The organism is Nonomuraea sp. MTCD27, from assembly GCF_041950495.1.
GTDB lineage: Bacteria > Actinomycetota > Actinomycetes > Streptosporangiales > Streptosporangiaceae > Nonomuraea.
Genome location: NZ_JBGNUW010000053.1, coordinates 13,148 through 29,233 on the forward strand (window position 1 = coordinate 13,148; position 16,086 = coordinate 29,233).

A 16,086-nucleotide genomic window follows, 5' to 3' on the forward strand; every position below is an offset into this window, starting at 1 on the left:
GCCCTACAGTGGCGCAAGACGGCCATCTCGGCGCCGGTCGACAGGACGGAGTGGCGAGCATGGAGTTACGCCAGCTGCGCTACTTCGTCACCCTGGCCGAGGAACTGCATTTCGGCCGGGCCGCCGCCCGCGAGCACATCGTGCAGTCCGCGCTGAGCCAGCAGGTGCAGCGGCTGGAGCGCGAGCTGGGCGTGCGGCTGCTGGACCGCAGCACCCACCGCGTCGACCTGACCCCGGCGGGCACCGCCTTCCTCATCGAGGCCCGCCAGATCCTCGACCACGTCGAGCGAGCAGGGCAAGCCGCCCGCAACGCCGCCGCCTCAGCGCCCACGCTGCGGGCCGGCATCATCGACGCCGGCTACGACACCATGCCGCAGATTCTGCGCCAGCTCCAAGCCGATCACCCCGATATCACGATCCACCAGGTCGAAGCCGGCACCCCCGAGCAGTACCGGCAACTGGCCGACGGGCGCCTGGACATCGCCATCGGCCACGTCTCCCAGACCCCGGCCGAAGTGGCCTCCAAGCTGATCAGACTCGACCCGCTCGGCGTGCTCATCCCCGACGACCACCGCTTCGCCGACCTCGACGAGGTACCCGTCGCCGCCCTGGCCGACGAACTCCTGCTGCTCGGCGAGGAATCCCAGACGCCGGAGCTCAACCAATTCGTCATCGAGCTGTGCCGCAGCGTCGGCTTCGCGCCCACCATCTACGAGGGAACGGTCGAGAGCACCCGCGCCGCCGCCGACCTCGTACTCCAGCACCGCTGCGTGCACTGCGTCCCCGCCTCCTTCCGCACCTCCAACCGGCCGGGCACCACCTGGCGGCCCCTGACCGCACCCACCACGCACTACCCCTGGTCACTGCTGTGGCACGACGCCAACGCCTCCCCCCACATCGCCACCGTCGTCAACAGCGCCCGGCAGCTCGCCGGGCGGCTCGGCTGGCTGGAACCCGCCGCCCCGCCCACCGAACCAGCACCCAGCGAAAAAGCCCCGCCGGCCGCCAGCCACAGCGAAGAGCCGATCTGAGGCACCGACGCTGAGCGGCGTACGGCCCCCCGAAGCCGGGGTGATCAGTTCTGGAGATGAATCCTTCCCCGATCGCCTGTTTCCACCCTCCAGGGGTGGGTGTTGGCTTGGGGTGAACAAGTGCGACAGTCGGCCCCGACGATCACGCGGCGGCCGGCCCCCTGCTTCGACCGGTCCGGAAGACCGATCCTGCGCAGACATCGATGCACCGCCACAGGGAGTACGGCCATGGGCATCATCGCTTGGATCATCCTCGGACTGGTCGCCGGGGTGGTGGCCAGAACGCTGGTCCCCGGCAAAGACCAGCAAGGCTTGATCATCACCCTCGTGCTCGGCATCGCCGGCGCACTGCTGGGCGGCTTCGTCGCCACCGAGGTATTTCACGTCTCCGGCATCAAGGGCTTCTTCAACCTGTCCACCTGGGTCTGCGCCATCGCCGGCGCGGCAGCCCTGCTGCTCGCCTACAACCTGCTCACCGGCCGACGCACCGGCCGACGCTGGGCGGGCCGCCGATGACCACGCCGAGCGTGCCGCGCAACCCGTCCCCGAGCTCACGCGCCTGCCACGGCGGGGGTGAGGCGTGATGCCCATCGCCGCAGCCATCGTGGTCATCGTCGTCGGCGCCGTCCTCACCTTCGCTCTGGCCGACGGCTCGGTGGGCGGCCTCGACCTGCGCATCGTGGGGGTCATCCTGATGCTCGGCGGCGCCGCCGGGCTGCTGCTGCCCCTGCTGCTGCGCACCCGATCACGCTGGAGCCAGTCCACCGTCCGCAGCCGTCAAGACGTCATCGACGACCGGCCGCCGCCCACCCTGATAGACCCGCCCGACTTCGACGGCCGACAGAGTCACCGCCGAGCCCCAGACGATCGTCGCCTCTGACAAGGGAAGGCGCCAAGGCAGCAGGGGACGGCCCGGGCCTACCGGCGGCGGGGACGGCGCACAGTCCCGGTGGAAGATCCGGAGCCGATCAGCCGGGGCCATCGGTCCCGGCGTGCCGCAGTCGGCCGTCGGCCGTCGGCACCTGTCCAACCCGCTGCCTGTGCCCGCCCTGGCCGGTGTGTGCCAAAGGCATCGACATCTCCAGGAGGCAGATATGTCCATCGTGACCATCCTCTGGGTGGCCGTCGCTGTGGCGGTGGTCCTGGCGCTGGCCATCGGCTACGTGTTGCTGCGCCAGCGCCGGCAGCGTCTGCGCTGGCGCTTCGGCCCCGAATACGAACGTGTCATGAACGAACAAGACAGCCGCGGCGAGGCCGAGCAAGAACTGCGCGCCCGGGAGAAACGTTTTGCCACCCTCGACATCACGCCGCTCACCCCCGCCTCCCGGCAGACCTACGCCCAGCATTGGGCCACGCTCCAGGAGCGGTTCGTCGACGCGCCGGGGCCGGCCGTCACCGAGGCCGACCAGCTGGTCACGGCCGCCATGGCTGAGCGCGGATATCCCACCGAAGACTTCGAGCAGCAACTCGCCGACCTGTCGGTGGTGCACGGCCGCACCCTGCACCACTACCGCCAAGCCCACGAGATCAGCAGACGTGTCGCCCCGGCCGAGGCCTCCACCGAGGACCTGCGCCAAGCCATGATGCACTACCGCGTGCTGTTCGAAGAACTCCTCGACGACAGCGACGAGCCCCACCCTCACCCGGCCGAAGCCCGCCATGAGCAACCAGCACTCACCGACGACTCCCAGCAAAGGTGACGGTGACATGGACATCCGCAACGACCCCGAACGCCTCGAAGAGCGGCCCGACGAAGTCGCCGACACATCGCCGCTCCGGCCCGTACCCGCCGACACACGCGACAGCGACGACCACAACGACGACCACAGCAACGACGATGTCCAGCCGGGGGCACTGTCTGACCGGCTCGTCTTGGACCAGACGGACCAGACGGACCAGCCGCCCCCCGCATCGGTCCCGGCATCGCCCGCTCCGGCGGCGTCTCTGCTCGGCAGCGTCCCGGCCGATGTCCAGGACCGCTGGCGCGACCTTCAGTCGTGCTTCGTCGATGACCCCAGCGATGCGGTACAACGCGCCGACTCGCTCCTGCAGGAGATGACGGCCTCGGTCCACCAGGCGCTGGAAAGCCGCATCCGTGAGCTGCAGGACCTGTGGAAGAACACCGGCGACCACGACACCGAGCAGCTGAGACTGGCCCTGCGCTCCTACCGCGACATCATGCACCGGCTGCTGCCACTCGCCGACGAGCAGGCGACCCGGTAACCCTGCGGGTGCCGAGTATGCCGCTGCAGCACCATCAATTGGTGCCGTAACACCAGGATTTCGATCTCTTTGTCCCGGTCGGTTCGGGGGAGCAGTCCCAGGAACGAGAGGGTGGTCGTCACCGTGAGGTAGGCCAAGCGCAATAACACGATTGACCATCATGCCGTGCGCGGCGCGCGAGGTGACCAAGCCCGCCTTCACGCCGACTGATCGGTACCTCCTCGCTGGGCTGCTTCACCGCCTGCCCACGGAGAGACTCCGGCACCTTGTGTTGCTGGTCCGGCCGGACACCGTCCTGCGCTGGCACCGCGATCTGCTGCGACGCCGTCACGCCGCGGCCAGCAAGCCTCGCGGGCGCGGACGTCCGCGGACCATCCGGTCCATACAGTTGCTGGTGTTGCGGCTGGCACGGGAGAACGCCTCGTGGGGCTACCGGCGCATCCACGGTGAGCTGGCCGCGCTCGGCATCAAGGTCGCCGCCTCCACCGTGTGGGAGATCCTCAAAGCACACGGCATCGAGCCGGCTCCCGAACGGACCGCCACAACCTGGCCCACCTTCCTACGCAGCCAGACAGATGTTTTGCCGGCGTGCGACTTCTTCGAAGTCCGCACCCTCACCGGCGCCCGCCTGTACGTTCTAGCGGTCATCGAGCACGCCACCCGCCGTATCCGCGTCCTCGGCGTCACCGCCCACCCCACCGGTCAGTGGGTCACCCAACTCGGCCGCAACCTCGCCATGGACCTGCAAGATATGGGTAGCTCGGCCAAGTTCCTCATCCGTGACCGGGACGCCAAGTTCGCCGCGGCCTTCGACGCGGTGCTGGCCGATGCCGGACTACGTATCGTCAAGAGCGGTGTCCGGATACCGCGATGAATGCAATCACGGAGCGGTGGATCCAGACCTGCCGACGCGAACTGCTGGACCGGACGTTGATCTGGAACCAGCACCACCTTCTGCACGCGCTGCGCGAGTTCGAAACCTTCTACAACGAACACCGGCCGCATCGGGCTCTCTGCCAGGCAGCTCCGCTCCGACCGCTTCCCATTCCCAACGCTGACCCAGTCCAGATCACGGTGCTCGACATCCATCGACGTGATCGACTTGGAGGCATCCTGAAGGAGTATCGGCATGCGGCGTGACCTGGCCGGATGATTAATCGGCACCCGCAACTTCGGCAAGCGCCTCACCGGAGCCCATCGCATCCAGTCGCCTCTGCCATAGCGAGCCGTCGCGTTGCCGTGGTCGCAAGGTCACAGCTCGCTGGGGCCGGCCCCACTCACGTTTCTGGTAATCGCCGCGTACTCGAGGCCGGACCTGCTGGAGGAGGGCTGCACGGTCACGAGCCGGCTCGCGGCCTGGACATCAGTGCCCAGACGATCCACAAGTTCGGCTCGACAAGTGGAGTCGAACGAAACCGTCCTGGCCATGCATACCCATTCGAGTATCGAACCCGGCCCGGCAGCCGGACCGCGCTCCCCGAACCGGCCGGTAATCGCGCTGTCCCTGCTCAGCAGCCCTCGCTGCTCAGAGCAGATCTGCCCCAGGCAGATCGTGTCGACGCCGGTCTGGATCGCCTCACAAGATGGACGCATGAGCGAAGAATCGAAACTTCCGCTGTTCAACCCACGAATGAGACGCGAACTCTATGAGCAGCGTGTTCTCGTTCTCGACGGCCCTCTCGACGACGACAATGGGACACTGCTGGCCACCCAGCTGATGGCACTCGCCACGCAGGATGCGTCGTCCGATATCGCCTTGTGGATTCATTCCCCAGGTGGCTCGGTCCCGTCGATGCTTGCGATCCGCGACATCATGCGCCTCATTCCCTGTGACGTATCGACCCTCGTCCTGGGTATCGCTTACAGTGCCGGGCAGTTCTTGCTGTCGTCGGGGGCCCGTGGGAAGCGCCGCGCTCTACCGCACTCACGAGTCCTGATGCACCAAGGCTCGGCGGGAATCGGTGGCACCGCGGTCGACATCGAACTGCAGGCCGGCGACCTTCGGCATACGCGCGACACGGTGCTCGGTCTGATTGCCGAGGACACAGGTCAGCCTGTCGAGCGCATATTCGAGGATTCTCTGCACGATCGTTGGTACACGGCACAGGAAGCACTGGACTACGGCTTCATCGACGCCATCGTGCAGAACTTCGACGAAATTGCGCCACAAAACCGCCCACGGCTCGGATTCGGCGTCACCCAAGGAGTCGGCCAGTGACCACATATACGATCCCGAACGTCATCGCCTCGAACCCTCGTGGCGAGCGGATCATGGATGTCTACTCGCACCTGCTCACCGAGCGGATCGTCTACCTGGGCACCGCAATCGACGCGGGCGTCGCGAATGCTCTCATCGCGCAGCTGATTTTTCTGGAATCAGACAACCCCGAGGCTGAGATCCAGTTCTATATCAACTGCGAAGGCGGAGACCCGAGCGCGATGCTCGCGATCTACGACACCATGCGCCATATCCGCCCGCGGGTTTCGACGACCTGTGTGGGACAGGCCGTCGCAGTGGGTGCCGTACTTCTCGCCGCGGGCGCCGAAGGCAAACGTGCCGCTCTACCCCACGCACGGATCATCCTGCACCAGCCGGCAGCCCAGGGACGCGGAGCGATCCCCGATCTCATCTTGCAGGCCGACGAGGTCGTACGTGTGCGGGCGGACATCGAGCGCATACTGTCACGGCACACCGGCCAGACGGTCGAGACCCTGCGCGCCGACACCGATCACGATCGCGTGTTCACCGCTACCGCGGCCTTGGAGTACGGGCTCCTCGATCAGATCATCGAGGAGCGTTCATAGGCCCGTGGACAACCCCGGCAAGCCGCGCTACGCGGCCAGAGCATACGCCGCCGAGCAGGTGGCACCTCTCGACGCGCCCTGCTGAGCAGGCCGCAAACTCTCGGCAACGGCAAGGGTCAGATCGACCAGGGTCACATCCAGCGCCCCGGCGACCGCGGCGATCATTTCGCTCGACGGCTCCTTGACGCCTCGTTCGATCTCAGAGAGATATTGCGGCGAGACTCCGGCGCGGCTTGCCGTCTCGCTCAACTTCTCGCCCCGCTCATGGCGAAGCCCTCTCAAGCGCTCACCGAGCACCTGCCGCCACAGCGGCTCGCGAGCCGGAGACGGCTCGGGGGCGGTCCGATTGATCGCTGGACGCGACGGCATGGATGAGGCCATACCTCACCATAGGTCGATGGCGCGTTCGAGTTCTGCCGGCTTCGCGCAGAGCAGAACCGTCTCGGCTTACCCTTGCCCAGCCTCAGGCCATTCGCGCGCTCACCGAGCGGTCGTCACGGCGGCGACCACTCGGTGAAGCCGAAGACCAGCCACGTGAGCACCGCTTGCGCAGGTGGTGTTCCTTCATGATGAGGATCCGGTCGAGTAGTTCGCGGCGTACGCTGCCCACCCAACTCTCCATGATCGCGTTCATCCGAGGAGCCTGAGGTGCGGTAAGCACCACACGGATGCTGTCCCGCTCGCAAATACGGTTTCGTACTGTGAGCTGGGGTTTTGCTGCGTGATCAAGGCGGTCGCTGCGACCATCGCGAGGTGCTCTTATCGTTTGTCTACCGGTTGGTGAGGGGCCTGTTCGGCCTGCTGACCGTGCTGGTCCGCTCCGATCTGTCCAAGGATGTTGAGCTGCTGGTGCTCCGTCATGAGAACCAGGTGCTCCGCCGTCAGCTCGGCGGTCAGCCGCGGTGGGGTCGCGTCGACCGGCTCTGGCTTGCAGCGTTGTCGCGACTGATCCACCGCCGCCGGTGGGCGGAGGTGTTCCCGGTCACCCCGGCGACAATCTTGCGCTGGCATCGTGATTTCGTGGCACGTAAATGGACCTTCACCGACAGGCGACGCCCCGGCCGACCCTGCACCCGCCGGCCGGTCAAGGCACTGATCGTTCGAATGGCCCGGGAGAACCCGACCTGGGGCCACCGGAGAATCCAGGGCGAGTTGGCGCGCCTGGGCTACGCGATCGCGGCCTCCACGGTGTGGGAGATCCTCCACGCCGCCGGTATCGATCCCGCGCCCCGCCAGGTCGGGCCGGCCCGACCTGGCGGCAGTTCCTGACCGCGCAAGCCCACGCGATCATCGCGTGCGATTTCCTCGTGGTCGAAACCGTGCTGCTCCAACGGTTGTATGTGCTTGTCTTCATCGAGCACGGCACCCGGAAACTGCACCTGGCCGGAGTGAGCGCGCACCCGGCCGGAGCATGGACGGCGCAGCAGACCCGCAACCTGGCCACAGATCTGGGTGACCGCATTGCCGGGCTGCGGTTCTTGATCCACGACCGAGACCCGCTCTTCACCTCCGCCTTTCGGGAGGTCTTCGAAGCTGAAGGGCTGCGGCCGGTCACCACGCTGCCGCGAACGCCAAGAATGAACGCGATCTGCGAGCGGGTCATCGGTACCCTGCGCCGCGAACTCCTGGACCGGATCCTGATCCTTGATGAACGCCACCTGGCCCGCGTGCTCCAGGAGTATCTGATCCACTACAACGGGCACCGGCCGCACCAGTCCAGACAACAACGGCCCCCGGACATCGCAACGCAACCCTCCCGAGACGTGACCGACCTCAACGACTTGCGATCCATCCGCCGAAAACCCGTCGTCACCGGCGTGATCAACGAATACCATCACGCCGCATAACCGCAGCTCAAGCCACGTAACTCAATATTCGAGCGGCACACGGTCTCGCTGAAGAAGTCGATCAAGGGGCTGACCTTCATCCGTGACTCCGACATCAGAAGCGACTACTTCGCCAAGAACGCCGACAAGTACGGCGGGCTGATCGAGTTCTACCGGTCCCCCGCGCGCAAGCAGTGGACCCCGACGGGCACCAACGTCCCCGACTACCCCAAGCTGGCCCAGCTGTGGTGGCAGAACGTGGCCACCGCGGTCACCGGTGAGACGACCGCCCAGCAGTCCATGGACAACCTGGCCAAACAGCAGGACGACATCCTCGCCCGCCTGGAGCGCCGGGGCTACGGCGGCAACTGCGCGCCGAAGTTGAACCCTGAGCGGGATGCCCAATACTGGTTCGACCAGCCGGGGGCGCCGGCGCCCAAGCTCGCCGACGAACGCGGCAAGCCGGAAACCCTCGACTACGACAAGCTCCTGGCCCAGTGGGGTTGACAGGCGTGCCGCACCGTCCGGGAGATGATGGTCAGGGCTCGGTCGATGTCGTCCGCGGACACGTCGGCGTGGGTCACCGCGCGCACCCTCCCGTGTCCGAGTTCCGCCATCGCCACCCCGCCCGCCCTGGCCGCCCGCAGGAACGAGGCGTGCCCCTGATCAGCGCCTGAAACCCGGAACATCACGATGTTCGTCGCAGGCCGGCCGACCACCTCCACGCCGGGAATCGCGGCCAGCCCGCGGGCCAGGCGGGCGGCGTTGGCGTGATCGTCGGCCAGCCTGGCGACCATCGTCTCCAGCGCGACGATCCCCGCCGCCGCCACCACGCCCGCCTGCCGCATGCCGCCGCCGAGCAGTTTCCTGGCGAAACGCGCCCTGGCGATGAACTCCGCCGGGCCCGCGAGCATCGAGCCCACCGGTGCCGACAGCCCTTTGGACAGGCAGAACTGCAGCGAATCGCAGTGAGCCGCCACGTCCGCGGCCCCGACCCCGAGCGCCAGGGCGGCGTTGAAGACCCGGGCCCCGTCCAGGTGCACGGGCAGGCCGCGCTCGCGGGCGAGGTGACGCAGCTCCGCCAGGTGGTCCAGCGGCAGCGCCGTCCCGCCGCTGCGGTTGTGGGTGTTCTCCAGGCAGAGCAGGGCGGGCCTGGCGAACTGCGGATCTTCGGGGTCGTCGGGGAACTCGGCGGCCACGTCCGCCAGGGACATGCGGCCGGCGGCGTCGCTGCGCACGGGCGCGTAGGCGACGCCCGCGCACACCGACGCGCCGCCGGCCTCGTAGAGGTAGATGTCGGACTCGGCGTCCACGATGATCTTGGAGCCGCGGGGCGCCCACGACATGATCGCACTCAGGTTGGCCATGGTGCCGCTGGGCATCAGGCAGGCGGCGGGCTTGCCCACCCGTTCTGCGGCCAGTTCCTCCAGCCTTCGCACCGTCGGGTCCTCGCCGTAGACGTCGTCCCCGACCGGCGCCGATGCCATCGCCGCCCGCATCTGCTCGGTCGGGGTGGTGAAGGTGTCGCTACGAAGCTCGATCATGGATCTCCTCGCCGAAATCGATCAGTTCGCACGCCGTGCCGAGCGCTCGCAGCAGTTCCTCGCGCGTGGCCGCGTGGGCGATCACGTGCCCCAGGCGGTCGTAGGAACTGCGTGGTGGTCGCACCTGCTGACCGGGACGCGCGCTCACCAGAACCTCCTTGACGCCGGGCACGCCGGCCGCGGCTTCGACGCCCCGCGCGTGACGCAGCACGCCCGGCCGTGTCACCGCCAGGAACCTGATGCCGGCGTGGCCGGTCCGCCTGGGCGCCAGCCGTACCGGCAGGCCTGCGGCGAGCCTGAGCTGCTGGCCGACGAGATCCTGCCCGTCGACGAGGCGGATCAGCTCGGGGATCATGCCGCCGGCGGGCCGCGCGTTGAGCTCGATCACGCGGACGCCGTCCTCGGTCAGCATCAGTTCGAGATGCGTGGCGCCCCACTGCGCTCCCGTCGCCCGGAGCACCCGACGCGCCACCGCCTCGATCGGCTCCTGCCCCGCGCCCGGGTAGATGTGCTGCGCCTCCACGCGGTACGGCAGGCCGAACAGCTCCCGCTCCACCACCCCGACGCAGCGGACGCCGTCTGCGGTGCCGAACATCTCGACGCTGACCTCCGGCCCGTCGACGTACTCCTCGACGAGCGCGTGCCGGGCGGCCTGCTGTCCACGGACGTTGGTGCGCAGCGCGAGGATGGTCCGCACGTGCGACACCGCGTCCTGCGGACGGGTGCACACCTTGACGTTGTGCGAGCCCGAGTCGTCCACCGGCTTGACGACGCAGGGCAGGCCGACCGCGTCGATCGCCGCTTCGGTCTGGTGCTCGGTGCTCACGACGGCGAAGCGGGGTTGCGGCACTCCCGCCGCCGCCATCACACGTCTGAAGCGTGCCTTGTCGCGGCAGTCGCGGATCGAGCCGGGGGTGTTGCCGGGCAACCCGTGGCGCTCCGCCAGCCAGGCCGCCGCTTCCAGGTAGAACTCGCTCGTGGTGGTGATTCCCGCCAGTGAGCCGCGCGGGTGGGCGGACACGGCGGCGTGCAGGGCCGACCGGCTGTTGGTGTCGCATGCCACCACCTCGGCGCCCGCCTCGGCGAGCCCGGCATACCGGCTGGTGTCATGGGCCAGGAGCACCGGATCCAGGCCCAGCTCCCTCGCCGAGCGCAGTGCCCGCATGCCGGTGCCGGTCGTGTTCGACTCGACGAAGATCAGCCGCATGGCCGGCCTTCCTGGACCGTGTACGACCACCCGGTCACGACCTGACCGGGGCCGACGCGGACCGGTCGCTCCGACTCCGTCATGTCGTACAGGCCGTGGGCCTTCCAGTAGTCGTCGTCGTAGACGCTGTCGCGGTAGCGGTCACCCCTGTCGGGCATGATGCCGACGATCCTGGACCCTCGCGGCGCCGCCTCGGCCAGGTGGCGCAGGACGCGGTACACCGATCCCGAGGTGTTGCCCGCGAAGATCTGCTGTTCCCGCGCCAGCTCTCGCGCGCCGGTGAAGGCCTCCCTGTCGTTGAGCCAGTGGATCTCGTCGATCAGGGAGTGGTCGAGGTTGTCCGGCATGAGGCTGTTGCCGAGCCCGCTCTGCTTGCGCCGGGGGTCGTCCGGCTGGCCGAACAGGACGCTCCCGACGCAGTCGACGGCGACGGCGCGCAGGTCCGGCACGCGCTCGCGAAGGGCTCTCGTGGTGCCGCAGAGGGAGCCGCCGCTGCCGACGGAGCCCACCAGGATGTCGAGGCGGCCGAGATCGTCGAGCAGCTCGCCGGCCAGGGCACGGTAGGCGGCCGGGTTCTGCGGATTGCTGTACTGGCGTGGCCAGAACACGCCCGGCAGCGTGTCGAGCAGGGCCGCCAGCCGTTCCAGCCGGGCGCTCTGCCAGCCGTGGCGTGACATCGACTGGACGATGTGCACCTCACAGCCGAGCATCTGGATCTTGGCGAGGGTGAGCGGGTCGATGCGCGGGTCCGTGACGATGTGCACCTCGTGGCCCAGCATGGTGCCGACCATGGCGATGCCCAGCGCCATGGTGCCGGAGGAGCTCTCCACGATCGGGGCGCCCGCCTGGAGTTCGCCCGAGCGCCTGGCCTCCAGGATCACCTGCTTGGCCACCCTGTCCTTCATGCCGTACAGGTTCTGCAGTTCAAGCTTGGCGAACACCTCGACGCCGCGTTCCCTGCCCAGCCGCATGGCCACCAGCGGCGTGTGTCCCACGGCGTCGATCACATCCCGATAGCGCATCAGTGACCTCCCTGCCCGGTCTCTGCCTGGAACAGGTCGTCGACCGCATGCCGTGCTCCGCGCACCGTCGTACGGCGCTGCCGCCACTGCTCCTCGAGCCGGTCCATCGCCGCCGACTGTTCCTCGATGATCCTGCGCACCGCCTGCGGATGCGGCGAGCCCACGTGCCCGCGGCGGTGTTCCAGGCTGGGACTCAGCGCGTCGCCGAGGACCGCGGCGGCCTGGGACTGCCGAAGCGGGTACCCGCGCCGCGCGGCCATGTCGACCAGCAGGTCGGGATCGGGCTCGCCCGGCGGGCGTCCCGTCTTGACCGCCGAGGCGATGTAGGACCCCGAGATGACCTGAGCGGCCCTGCTCGGCACGTCGGCCACGAGCGTGAGCCGGTTCGCGAGCAGGGTCCCGCCGAGGTAGCGGTCCTCGCAGACGGCCCGCATCCGTGACTCGGAGAAGGTCATCCGCCCGAGCGCGGCGGTCATCAGCGAGAGCACGGACCGGGTGGTACCGAAGATGTCGGCCACGTGAGCCCCGCCCTCCTTCGACACCTCCACGGAGTTGGCGAACGGCGTGGCCCGCTGGCACAGCGCGGCGTCGACGTACCACCCGGTGAGGTGAGCGGCGCGGGCGCGGACGCGTTCCAGCACGGGGAAGTTGCGTTTGTGCGGCATCGCGGAGGAGATGCCCGCCAGCTCGTCGGGGAGGTCGGCGAAGCCGTACGCGTCGCTGGTCCAGGCCATCAGGTCGGTGACGAACCTGCCGAGGACCACGCCGAACGTCGAACACTCGGCCGCGACCTGCAGCACCCACGTGCGTGAGGCGACCGCCACGAGAGGGTGCGACCACGCGCGTGCGAACCCGAGCAGCTCCGCGATGCGCTCGCGGTCCCAGGGCAGGTGGGGGCCTGTCATCGCGCCCGCGCCCAAGGGGCAGGTGTCGATGTCGTCGTAGGTGTCCAGTAGCCGCCGCGAGGAGTGGATCAGGTGCTCCGACAGTGCGGCGAGGTAGTGGCCCGGCGTGGTGATCTGAGCGGGCTGCAGGTGCGTGTAGCCGGGCATGACCAGGTCGAGGTTGCGCAGCGCGAGCGCGTGGGCGGCGCGGACGCACCGCGTCAGGCTCTCCGCGGTGCCGGCCAGTTCCGCCCTGCCGAACAGCAGTTGCGCGCAGGCCTGCAGGTCGTTGCGGCTGCGGTCGAGGTGCCATGCGGGGATGGGCTCGGTCAGCGCGCCGAGGACGTGCTTCTCGATCGCGAAGACGATGTCGGACATGTTGGCCGACCGGTCGGCCGTCAGCTTCTCGGCGGTCACGTCATCGAGTGCGTTCCGCAGGCAGGCCGCCTCACCGGCGGTGACGAGGCCCATCCGCAGGTACTCCAGGACGAGCACCTTCTCGGCCTCGACGTACCAGGGCAGCAGGTGGGCGACCTCGTACCTGAACTGCGGCTCCAGGATCTCCTCGTGCAGCAGCCGGTCGGGGCCCGCTTCGATCCGCCCGCTGAGAGACTCCGCTGATACACCGCTCACCCGCGCACCTCCTCGTGTGTGAAAACAGCGTCGGGCGCGATCTCGGCCAGCAGTTCGGTCAGGAAGGCGCCCCCGGCGGCGGAGTTGGTCATCACGACCAGCCCCTGGTCGCGCTCGGTGAAGACGATCGAGAGCTGCTCGTATCCGGGGAACTCGCCGCCGTGCCCGAACCACCGGTTCTCGCCCTCGCCGTAGACGAACGTGCCGAGCCCGTGCCGTGTGCCGGGCCCCGGCGTCACCAACTGCTCTGCCGACCAGCGGCTGAGGAAGGCGGTGGGCCGCCCGGTCAGCGCGCGCTGGATCTCCAGTTCGGCACGGGCCAGGTCGGTGGCGGTGGTCCAGATGCCCGCCGCGGCGGCCTCAGGGCTGACGCGCAGGTGGTCGTCGCCGGGCGTGCCGTCGGCGTGGTGGCCGATCGCGATCCGGTGCGCCGGGTAGGCCGCGGGCGTGAAGTGGGTGTCGGCCATGCCGAGCGGCCGCAGGACCAGGCGCCGCATCAGGTCGGGGAACGGCTCGCGGGCGAGGTCGGTGAGCGCCTGCTGCAGGACCGTGTAGTGGTGGCCCGAGTACCGGTAGCGGGTGCCCGGCGGGTGCTCCACCCGGATCGGGCCGGTGGCGGACGGCGGGCGCCCGTCGAGGATGTCGCCGAGCGTGGGCACGGGCGAGCCCGGCGGGTATCCCGGGTACTCGGCGTAGGTCAGGCCCGCGGTGTGGCCGAGCAGCTGCCGCACCGTGACCGGCCCGCCTGTCAGCCGCCAGGTCGTCAGATAGGTGTTGACGTCGGCGTCCAGGTCGAGCAGGCCGTCCTGGGCGAGCCGGAGCACGGCGAGCGCGGTGACGTGCTTGCTGGCCGACCCGCCGGGGAAGACGGTGTCCTGCGCGACCGGGCGATCCGGCCCGGCCATGCCATGGCAGCGGGTCTCCTTCAGCTCCCCGTCGTCGAAGAAGGCGATGCTCACCCCGGGCACGTGGTGGTGGGCCATCGGCAGCAGCAGCGCGGGCGACCCGGCACGCAGGTGGCTCACCTGGGGGACGCTCCTGCGCGGCTCGGCGTCGATGAGCGCCCGCAGGTGGTGCAGGAAGCGTTCCGCCAGGTGGCCGACCTCCTCCGGGGGTCCTGTCCACTGCGTGCGCAGCCGGCCGTCGGTGATCTCGGCCTCGACCTCGATCGCGTGGGAGCGCAGACCCGCCGGATCGCGCGGCGTGCCCGGCGCCTCCCCGAGCGGGGCGAACAGGGCGTCGCCCGCCGGGCGTGCGCGCCTGCCCTGGTAGTTGAAACAGACCTGCGCGGGGATCGCCAGGCGCCGCCGTACGTCCTCGTCGGGGTGCAGGTGGCGGGCGATCGAGTGGCCCACTCCCTGGTACGGCACGGCCCGCAGCTGGCCCTTGACCGCCTCCAAGGTCCGCGCCGGGTCGGCGGGGTCGTCCAGGACCAGGTATGCCGGGTGGTAGGCGGTGAACCAGCCGACGGTCCGCGACAGGTCGAGCGTGTCGCTGACCGCTTCGCGGCCGTGGCCCTCGACGTCGATCAGGGCCGAGTCGCCGCCGCAGCGTTCGGCGACCGTCCTGGCGAGCGCGGCGAGCAGCACCTCGTGGACCCTGGCCCGGTGCAGGCGCGGAACGTCGTGGAGCAGGCGGCGGGTCGCGTCCTCGGGGAGTTCGGCCTCGACGATCGCGGCCGAGCCGATCTCGCCTGGGTCGAGCGGTAACGGGACGGCCGGGCGCGGGGCCAGCCAGTAGGGGAGCTCTTCGGCCAGGCGATCGGATGCCGCGTAGGTCCGGAGGGTTTCCGCCCACTGTTTGTAGGAGGACGTCTTGGCGGGCAGCGACACCGGGTCGCCCGCGGCCAACTGGGTGTAGGCGGTGGCCAGGTCCTCCAGGAGGATGTCCCAGGAGACGGTGTCGCAGGCCAGGTGATGGACGATGAGCAACAGGCTCTCGCCGGCGGCGGAGTGTATCGCCTTGAGCAGCGGCCCCTCGGCCAGATCGATACCGGCGTGAGCCTGGTCGGCGATCCGACCCAGGTCCCCTTCGGCAGCGTGGATCAGCGCCACGGCGTCGTGCTCGGCCAGGTGGCAGTGCCAGCCCCGCTCGTCGCGGACGAGGCGGAGCCGCAGCGCGTCGTGGTGGCGGGTCAGCGTGTCCAGTGCCTGCCGGAGCAGGTCGAGGTCCACCTCCGCGGGGCAGTGGACGAGCATGGACTGGTTGTAGTGCGCGTGCCTGAGCCGCTGGCCGGTGAACCAGTGCTGGATGGGCGTCATCGGCACCGGACCGGTGACGGGGCCCTGATCCGCGACGGGCGCCGGCGTGGTCTCCGTGGTAAGGACGGGGGCGAGGTTGGCCACGGTCTGGTGGTGGAGGACGTGGCGCGGGGTGAGATGGAGACCGTGCCGGCGAGCCAGGCCGGCGAGGGTGATGGTGAGGATGGAGTCGCCGCCCAGATCGAAGAAGTTGTCTCCGGTGCCGATCCCTGTCACGCCCAGCACCTGCTCCCACAGGTCGACGAGCAGTGCCTCGGTGGCGGTGGTGGGCGCTGCGTGACGGGCGGCCGGCGGAGCGGGATCCGGGAGGAGCCTGCGGTCGACCTTGCCCGCGCTGGTCAGCGGCATCTCCTCCAACGTGATGACCGTGCTGGGGATCATGTAGTCCGGCAGCGCCTCGCCCAGGAAGGCCCGTAGTTCCTCGGGGCCGGGTTCGCCCGTCGGGGGGACGACGTAGGCGATCAGCTGCCTGTGGCCGGAACCTGTCTGGTGCACGGCCGCGACCGCCTGCGAAACCCGTGGATGCAGCAACAGGCGTGCCTCGATCTCGCCCAGCTCGATGCGGTAGCCGCGCACCTTCACCTGGTGGTCGATCCGGCCGAGGAACTCCAGGTTCCCGTCAGGGCGGAACCGGGCCAGATCGCCGGTGC

At 69.2% G+C, this 16,086-nt stretch carries 19 protein-coding genes; 12 read left to right on the forward strand and 7 right to left on the reverse strand.

The genetic code is table 11. From position 1 onward, the window contains the following. The first annotated feature begins 59 nt into the window (after nt 1-59). From ACBJ59_RS62150 to ACBJ59_RS62190, 9 genes are all read left to right on the forward strand, one after another. On the forward strand, nt 60-1,031 hold the full coding sequence (locus tag ACBJ59_RS62150; RefSeq protein ID WP_375119284.1) for a LysR family transcriptional regulator: 972 nt from the start codon (nt 60-62) through the stop codon (nt 1,029-1,031). 228 nt (nt 1,032-1,259) lie between these two features. Then, on the forward strand, nt 1,260-1,547 hold the full coding sequence (locus tag ACBJ59_RS62155) for a GlsB/YeaQ/YmgE family stress response membrane protein (protein WP_375119285.1): 288 nt from the start codon (nt 1,260-1,262) through the stop codon (nt 1,545-1,547). A 67-nt stretch (nt 1,548-1,614) separates the two neighbouring features. After that, nucleotides 1,615-1,911 (forward strand): hypothetical protein, encoded by a 297-nt coding sequence (locus ACBJ59_RS62160; RefSeq protein WP_375119286.1) that lies wholly within the window; start codon nt 1,615-1,617, stop codon nt 1,909-1,911. Between the two features lie 214 nt (nt 1,912-2,125). Further along, the gene (locus ACBJ59_RS62165; RefSeq protein WP_375119287.1) at nt 2,126-2,731 is read left to right on the forward strand and encodes a hypothetical protein; all 606 of its coding nucleotides are present in this window, start codon (nt 2,126-2,128) and stop codon (nt 2,729-2,731) included. A 7-nt stretch (nt 2,732-2,738) separates the two neighbouring features. Further along, a complete protein-coding gene (locus tag ACBJ59_RS62170) occupies nt 2,739-3,254 on the forward strand; it encodes a hypothetical protein (protein ID WP_375119288.1) in 516 nt (171 codons plus the stop codon). A 151-nt stretch (nt 3,255-3,405) separates the two neighbouring features. Beyond that, complete coding sequence (locus ACBJ59_RS62175) at nt 3,406-4,128, forward strand: hypothetical protein (RefSeq protein WP_375119289.1); 723 nt, start codon at nt 3,406-3,408, stop codon at nt 4,126-4,128. Beyond that, nucleotides 4,125-4,394 (forward strand): integrase core domain-containing protein, encoded by a 270-nt coding sequence (locus tag ACBJ59_RS62180; RefSeq protein ID WP_375119290.1) that lies wholly within the window; start codon nt 4,125-4,127, stop codon nt 4,392-4,394. The genes ACBJ59_RS62175 and ACBJ59_RS62180 overlap by 4 nt, the downstream gene beginning before the upstream one ends. Before the next feature lie 259 nt (nt 4,395-4,653). Then, entirely contained in the window at nt 4,654-5,472 is an 819-nt protein-coding gene (locus ACBJ59_RS62185) for a ClpP family protease (RefSeq protein ID WP_375119291.1), read from the forward strand. Continuing rightward, nucleotides 5,469-6,059, forward strand: coding sequence for an ATP-dependent Clp protease proteolytic subunit (locus tag ACBJ59_RS62190; RefSeq protein ID WP_185101837.1), 591 nt, complete (start codon nt 5,469-5,471; stop codon nt 6,057-6,059). Before ACBJ59_RS62185 ends, ACBJ59_RS62190 begins: the two co-directional genes overlap by 4 nt. A 27-nt stretch (nt 6,060-6,086) precedes the next feature. Here ACBJ59_RS62190 and ACBJ59_RS62195 read toward each other — a convergent pair whose 3' ends face one another. Together ACBJ59_RS62195 and ACBJ59_RS62200 are read right to left on the reverse strand one after the other, a co-directional pair. Beyond that, a complete protein-coding gene (locus ACBJ59_RS62195) occupies nt 6,087-6,440 on the reverse strand; it encodes a helix-turn-helix transcriptional regulator (protein ID WP_185101836.1) in 354 nt (117 codons plus the stop codon). Between the two features lie 82 nt (nt 6,441-6,522). After that, a complete protein-coding gene (locus tag ACBJ59_RS62200; protein ID WP_375119292.1) occupies nt 6,523-6,693 on the reverse strand; it encodes a hypothetical protein in 171 nt (56 codons plus the stop codon). An 80-nt stretch (nt 6,694-6,773) separates the two neighbouring features. On the opposite strand from ACBJ59_RS62200, the gene ACBJ59_RS62205 reads away from it, so the two are divergent. From ACBJ59_RS62205 to ACBJ59_RS62215, 3 genes are all read left to right on the forward strand, one after another. Continuing rightward, complete coding sequence (locus ACBJ59_RS62205; RefSeq protein ID WP_375119293.1) at nt 6,774-7,328, forward strand: helix-turn-helix domain-containing protein; 555 nt, start codon at nt 6,774-6,776, stop codon at nt 7,326-7,328. A gap of 38 nt (nt 7,329-7,366) precedes the next feature. Continuing rightward, nucleotides 7,367-7,906 (forward strand): integrase core domain-containing protein, encoded by a 540-nt coding sequence (locus ACBJ59_RS62210; RefSeq protein WP_375119294.1) that lies wholly within the window; start codon nt 7,367-7,369, stop codon nt 7,904-7,906. Nucleotides 7,907-8,143: 237 nt separating this feature from the next. Then, nucleotides 8,144-8,392 (forward strand): hypothetical protein, encoded by a 249-nt coding sequence (locus ACBJ59_RS62215; protein WP_375119295.1) that lies wholly within the window; start codon nt 8,144-8,146, stop codon nt 8,390-8,392. Here the strand turns inward: ACBJ59_RS62215 and ltaE are convergent. The 5 genes from ltaE to ACBJ59_RS62240 all read right to left on the reverse strand — a co-directional run. Further along, a complete protein-coding gene (ltaE, locus tag ACBJ59_RS62220; protein ID WP_375119296.1) occupies nt 8,362-9,429 on the reverse strand; it encodes a low-specificity L-threonine aldolase in 1,068 nt (355 codons plus the stop codon). The two genes, ACBJ59_RS62215 and ltaE, sit on opposite strands and share 31 nt — an antisense overlap. Then, nucleotides 9,413-10,636, reverse strand: a complete 1,224-nt coding sequence (locus ACBJ59_RS62225; protein WP_375119297.1) for an ATP-grasp domain-containing protein — start codon at nt 10,634-10,636, stop codon at nt 9,413-9,415. Before ACBJ59_RS62225 ends, ltaE begins: the two co-directional genes overlap by 17 nt. After that, on the reverse strand, nt 10,627-11,658 hold the full coding sequence (locus ACBJ59_RS62230; RefSeq protein WP_375119298.1) for a cysteine synthase family protein: 1,032 nt from the start codon (nt 11,656-11,658) through the stop codon (nt 10,627-10,629). The genes ACBJ59_RS62225 and ACBJ59_RS62230 overlap by 10 nt, the downstream gene beginning before the upstream one ends. Then, the gene (locus ACBJ59_RS62235) at nt 11,658-13,175 is read right to left on the reverse strand and encodes an argininosuccinate lyase (protein ID WP_375119299.1); all 1,518 of its coding nucleotides are present in this window, start codon (nt 13,173-13,175) and stop codon (nt 11,658-11,660) included. Before ACBJ59_RS62235 ends, ACBJ59_RS62230 begins: the two co-directional genes overlap by 1 nt. Beyond that, the coding region (locus ACBJ59_RS62240) for a serine hydrolase (protein WP_375119300.1) at nt 13,172-16,086 on the reverse strand (2,915 nt) is incomplete at its 5' end. The genes ACBJ59_RS62240 and ACBJ59_RS62235, both read right to left, overlap by 4 nt.

Excerpts from the sequence above, each read along its gene's own strand:
- ACBJ59_RS62170 (WP_375119288.1), top strand. The coding sequence starts at position 2,739 with ATGGACATCCGCAACGACCCCGAACGCCTCGAAGAGCGGCCCGACGAA.
- ltaE (WP_375119296.1), bottom strand. The coding sequence starts at position 9,429 with ATGATCGAGCTTCGTAGCGACACCTTCACCACCCCGACCGAGCAGATG.
- ACBJ59_RS62155 (WP_375119285.1), top strand. The coding sequence starts at position 1,260 with ATGGGCATCATCGCTTGGATCATCCTCGGACTGGTCGCCGGGGTGGTG.
- ACBJ59_RS62230 (WP_375119298.1), bottom strand. The coding sequence starts at position 11,658 with ATGCGCTATCGGGATGTGATCGACGCCGTGGGACACACGCCGCTGGTG.
- ACBJ59_RS62225 (WP_375119297.1), bottom strand. The coding sequence starts at position 10,636 with ATGCGGCTGATCTTCGTCGAGTCGAACACGACCGGCACCGGCATGCGG.
- ACBJ59_RS62200 (WP_375119292.1), bottom strand. The coding sequence starts at position 6,693 with ATGAACGCGATCATGGAGAGTTGGGTGGGCAGCGTACGCCGCGAACTA.
- ACBJ59_RS62160 (WP_375119286.1), top strand. The coding sequence starts at position 1,615 with ATGCCCATCGCCGCAGCCATCGTGGTCATCGTCGTCGGCGCCGTCCTC.
- ACBJ59_RS62165 (WP_375119287.1), top strand. The coding sequence starts at position 2,126 with ATGTCCATCGTGACCATCCTCTGGGTGGCCGTCGCTGTGGCGGTGGTC.
- ACBJ59_RS62180 (WP_375119290.1), top strand. The coding sequence starts at position 4,125 with ATGAATGCAATCACGGAGCGGTGGATCCAGACCTGCCGACGCGAACTG.
- ACBJ59_RS62195 (WP_185101836.1), bottom strand. The coding sequence starts at position 6,440 with ATGGCCTCATCCATGCCGTCGCGTCCAGCGATCAATCGGACCGCCCCC.
- ACBJ59_RS62150 (WP_375119284.1), top strand. The coding sequence starts at position 60 with ATGGAGTTACGCCAGCTGCGCTACTTCGTCACCCTGGCCGAGGAACTG.